The organism is Sphingomonas bacterium, from assembly GCF_903644135.1.
Taxonomy (GTDB): Bacteria; Pseudomonadota; Alphaproteobacteria; order Sphingomonadales; family Sphingomonadaceae; genus Sphingomonas.
In genome coordinates, this window is sequence record NZ_CAHJXA010000232.1 from 1 (window position 1) to 4,567 (window position 4,567).

Consider the following 4,567-nt stretch of genomic DNA (forward strand, 5'->3'; position numbering starts at 1 on the left):
GCGGGACCAAACCTCAGCGCATGCGCGCTACATCACCGCCAACACCAATGCCGCGCAGCGGCTTCGTGCTCTGGGTCACTGTGGCGAACGCTCCCTAGCGGGTCGTCAGACCGATCCGCCGTGCCCAAACTTACGAACTTCGACCGGCGTTCATTTCGAACTATCAGCTCGGACATGGGAAGGCCCTAAAGGTGCCTCACGCTCCAAGGAGTAAAGACCCGCCCATAAGCCGCTATCTGCTCAGCCTCTGCTTCGGGATCGTACCTCTGTCCGCTAGCCGTGTTGTTAGCGGCGTCGCAGCAGCAGATCATCGCGGGAACGTGTAGCTGGACCGAGCGCGAAGACTTGCTAGAGGGGCGGCAATGAAGAAGCCAGGCGCCGACGAACGCAAGGCGCTGGGAGCGTTGAATTTTTACAAAAACGTCTTTACCGATTGGTGTTTCATTTCGGAACAATAAGACGGCGACCTGATCTATGACCGTCTCCGATGGCTCCCATGTCCGCCATTGGGCGGACCGGCCGATTTTTAGTCATGAAAAAGCCAAGAGCTGTCGTTTCAATACCGCCCAGTGTCGGTGATTTCGGTCCTCGCGGTCCGATTACGGAAGCCGACAAACGCTCCGGTGAGAGCCGCCTTGCCGCGCGGAAGCGGACCGATGACGTAGCACTGTGCAAGCGACGGTGTTTGCACCGGTTCAGGTTGGCGGTTCTACCGTTCAGCCGTAATGAGAGCCTGCTTCCGATTATCGACGCGCATCGCAGCGGCAACGCTTCTGCATACGGCCGGCCTGACGGCTGATCCTGCCGCCGCCGCCCGCAAGGCCCCTGTGTCCGAGATCGTCCTCGACGCTGGCAGCGGTCGCACGCTGTTTGCAACGAACGCCGACCGCGTGAGGTCGCCCGCCTCGCTAGCGAAGCTGATGACGCTGCTGCTGACGTTTGACGCTCTCGACAATGGCAGGCTTGGAGTCAGCGATCGGCTAGTGATGACCGCAGAAGGCGCGCGCCAAGCCCCTTCCCGGCTCGGTCTAGCGCGCGGCCGCACGATCGGTGTGTCCGACGCTCTGCGCGCAACGGCAGTCATCTCGGCGAACGACATCGCTGTCGCGCTTGCTGACCGCCTCGGCGGCAAAGAGGATCGGTTCGTCGCGATGATGAATCGGCGGGCAGATCAGGTCGGGATGGCACACACCGCATTCGGCAACGCAACGGGGCTGGCGCCAAGCGCCGGGACAACAACCGCGCGCGATCTCGCTACTCTCTCCCGCTACATTATCAGGCGTTATCCCCGCCGCTACGACCTGTTCTCCACGCGTACGATCCACTGGAAGGGGCGGGTCAGGCGCAACCACAACCAGCTGCTGGGCAAGATCGAAGGCCTGGACGGGCTCAAGACCGGGTACACGGTGCAGGCTGGATTCAACCTTGCTGCCTCGGCCAAGCGGGAAAGGCGGCGGATCATCGTCGTGGTCATGGGTGCCAGGAGCGCCGCAGCGCGCGATCTGCTGGTGTCGAACTTGATCGAGGCCGGGTTCTCCTCACCTGCCGGCCGGCGACCGCAACGGCATCGAAAACCGCCAGACCAACGATAGTGGTTCGATCATGCGTATCCTGAGCCTCGATTGCCAATGAGGAGTGTCGACGTGGCATCGATTTCGGACACCATCGTCAGCGTCGACCGTTTGAAGGTCGGTCCTCGCTCAATTGGCGGCACGGGCAAGACGAGCGGGCTCGTTCCGCTCGCGGCGTTTGGCCACAATCCAGGCAATCTGCGCGCGCTTCTGCATGTCCCGGTTGACCTGCGACCGGGTGCGCCGCTCGTTGTCGTCCTGCACGGATGCACGCAGACGGCCGTCGCCTATGATCACGGGTCGGGATGGTCGACACTCGCCGACCGGTTCGGCTTTGCTGTTCTCTACCCGGAGCAGCAACGGGCCAACAATCCGAACCTTTGCTTCAACTGGTTCTCGCCCGAGGACACGCGGCGCGGCGGAGGCGAGGCGGAGTCGGTCCGCGAGATGCTGACCGCCGCCATCGAGCGGCATGCGCTCGACCGCTCGCGCGTGTTCGTCACCGGCCTATCCGCAGGCGGAGCGATGACGTCTACGATGCTCGCGACCTATCCGGAGCTGTTCGCCGGCGGCGCGATCATCGCTGGGCTGCCATACGGGACAGCGACCGGGGTGCCCGAGGCATTGGAGCGGATGCGGGGCAACGGGCACGATCGTGCGATGCTGAGCGCCCACGTGCGCGATGCCTCGGCGCACCGGGGGCCGTGGCCGGCCGTGTCGGTCTGGCACGGGACAGCGGACCTGACGGTGAGCGCAACCAATGCCGCGATGATCGTAGACCAGTGGCGCGGCGTTCACGGCGTAGGGGCACCGGATGCGACGGGCCGGATCGACGGCCACGTCCACCGGATGTGGCACGACGTGGCTGGCCGCGTGGTGATCGAGGAATATGCGATTGCCGGGCTGGGCCACGGCACGCCGATTGCTATCTCGGGCGACGAAGCATGCGGTGTTCCCGGAGCGCACATGCTGAACGCAGGCATCTCGTCCACTTATCGGATCGCGGCATCGTGGAGCATCGTGCCGGCCAGCGCGCCGACGCGGAAGGTCTCGCCCGCTGACGGGCCAAGGACCACAGCCGCGGGGCGGGAAGCGATGACGCTTGCTCCAGTCGACCCCGGTCGAGTGATCAATGACGCGTTGCGCGCGGCTGGCCTGATGAGGTCGTGAGGCCCCGCATCACTCGCGAATATTGAGAGAGGCAGAGCTGTACGAACGTCCGCTTGCGGACGGTCGCAAGATCCGCCGGACTTTCCGGGCCTGGATCTACCTACCTTGGAAGCTGCCGGTCCTCCAAATTCAGGTACCATCTTCGGTAGTTTAGCTGTCTGTGTCCGCTAGCTTTGAGATTTGTCGGGCAAGCAGTTTCACGGCGACCGCGTTCGCGCCGACGCGCCCGATCGCCGTGGCGGCCGCGTCAATGGTGCTCGACGTCTGAGCCGTGATCGACACCAGTTCCGTTGCGGTGTCGCGCTGGTGCCTGGCTCCCGCCAACGATGCGACGAGCAGATCGTCCTGTCGCACCACCAAGCTCGTGTGCGCCGCGACGACGGCGTTTGCGGCTCCCACGTCGCGCGCGATGACGCAGGCCTGCTCGTTGATCTCATCGGTGGCGCGCTTGGTACGGCCGGTCAGCGTCGACATCTCGCTCGCCACGACGCCAAACGCTTCTCCTTCGAGCCCTGCCCTTGCCGCCTCGATGCGGGCGTTCAGGCTCAACACCCGGCTCTCCCGCGCGATCTGCGCGACCGTGGCGCTGATCGCGGCAACACCCTCGACGGATCGCGCCAGCGCGTCGATGATCGGTTTGTTCACGCTCAATGCGGCACGTGCGTCCGCTAGCGTGTCGGACTGTTGCCTGACGCCGGCCTCCATCGCGCTGGAGGCGTCTTCGAGCGCTGTCGCCAGCGCCGCCAGTCGCTGGGCATGATCGCTCATCCCACGGACCATCGCCGTCGCGGTCTCCGCCTCCGCTGCCACACAGCCGGCAATGTCGATCAACCGGGCAGCGATCCCGCCAAGCTGTGCCTGAAGGTTTGTCTCAGCCATCGGCGGCGCGGGTTCCACAAGTCAGATCGCTTCGCGGACGGCCGCCAACATGGTGTCGGCAAGGATCGTATAGGCTGCGGTCCAGGCCGTCTCGGTAGCGCTGTCGAACGCGGGCCCAAGCCCCGCCCGCAGCGTCTCGATCAGCGCCGAGCCGACAGCGGCATAGTGACGGTCCTGCGCCCCATAGGCGAGGTGGCGGATCGCAAGTTCGCGAGCGACCGGAACGATCGTGTCGAGTCGATCCAGCGCATCCACCACGGTGGCGAGCGTCAGGAAGAGCTTGCGTCCCTGCTCCGCCATACCGTGCCGGAACAGCGGCTTTGTGTCGGGTGCCAGTTCGAAGAGGCGTCGGTAGAACTCGGCAGCCGCGTGGTCGGTGATCGGCACGACGGCGGCGAAGCTGTCCTGGACGAGATCGATCTGATGGTTGCTGAGCACTCAACAGCCTTAAGCTTGAAGAGCGACGAATTGTTTAACAGCCGGCCTTGGATTGAATCTGGCGAGGGAAGAAGGCAACAAGCCTTGTCGTACGACGCTGCACTTGAAGCTAAGTGAGCGGCCGGAGTAGGGCAGCGGGCCCTTTTGTGAATGACCGGATGTGGGTCATTCCCGCCGGAACGCGGGCTGCTGGAAAGCAATGATTACCGCAAATGCAGACTGAAGAACGCAGCGGCTCTGGCGAGGGCGGTGCGGGTCTCGGGCGTGTTGGGGACGGAGGCCTGGAAGACGTGCGGCATGCCTTCGTATAGGTCGAGCACCGCCTCATGGCCGCCGCCGCGGATCGCCTGGTACTCCCGCACGAAATCGCTGAGGAGCAGCTCGTGCGTACCTCCCTGTATCAGCGTCGGTGGGAACGCCTTTGTGTAATCACCGTAGACGGGCGAGGCATAGGGGTTCTTCTGATCCGCGGCATCCGCATAGGCGTTCGCGCTCCAGCCCAAGCTGGC

The 4,567-nt window shown here is 64.4% G+C and carries 5 protein-coding genes; 2 read left to right on the forward strand and 3 right to left on the reverse strand.

What is annotated here, in order from left to right; all coding sequences use genetic code 11:
* The first annotated feature begins 725 nt into the window (after positions 1 to 725).
* Together HUU96_RS11660 and HUU96_RS11665 are read left to right on the forward strand one after the other, a co-directional pair.
* A complete protein-coding gene (locus HUU96_RS11660; RefSeq protein WP_174292958.1) occupies positions 726 to 1,592 on the forward strand; it encodes a D-alanyl-D-alanine carboxypeptidase family protein in 867 nt (288 codons plus the stop codon).
* Between the two features lie 51 nt (positions 1,593 to 1,643).
* The gene (locus tag HUU96_RS11665; RefSeq protein ID WP_254605201.1) at positions 1,644 to 2,741 is read left to right on the forward strand and encodes an extracellular catalytic domain type 1 short-chain-length polyhydroxyalkanoate depolymerase; all 1,098 of its coding nucleotides are present in this window, start codon (positions 1,644 to 1,646) and stop codon (positions 2,739 to 2,741) included.
* 150 nt (positions 2,742 to 2,891) lie between these two features.
* On the opposite strand, the gene HUU96_RS11670 is transcribed toward HUU96_RS11665, so the two are convergent.
* The 3 genes from HUU96_RS11670 to HUU96_RS11680 form a co-directional block, all read right to left on the reverse strand.
* On the reverse strand, positions 2,892 to 3,638 hold the full coding sequence (locus HUU96_RS11670; protein WP_174292960.1) for a methyl-accepting chemotaxis protein: 747 nt from the start codon (positions 3,636 to 3,638) through the stop codon (positions 2,892 to 2,894).
* A gap of 3 nt (positions 3,639 to 3,641) precedes the next feature.
* The gene (locus HUU96_RS11675) at positions 3,642 to 4,058 is read right to left on the reverse strand and encodes a globin family protein (protein WP_174292961.1); all 417 of its coding nucleotides are present in this window, start codon (positions 4,056 to 4,058) and stop codon (positions 3,642 to 3,644) included.
* Positions 4,059 to 4,261: 203 nt separating this feature from the next.
* A partial coding sequence (locus HUU96_RS11680; protein ID WP_174292962.1) for an alpha/beta hydrolase fold domain-containing protein occupies positions 4,262 to 4,567 on the reverse strand: 306 nt, incomplete at its 5' end.

Bases quoted from the DNA above. Each gene is read 5' to 3' on its own strand.
- HUU96_RS11660 (WP_174292958.1), top strand. From the start codon at position 726: ATGAGAGCCTGCTTCCGATTATCGACGCGCATCGCAGCGGCAACGCTT.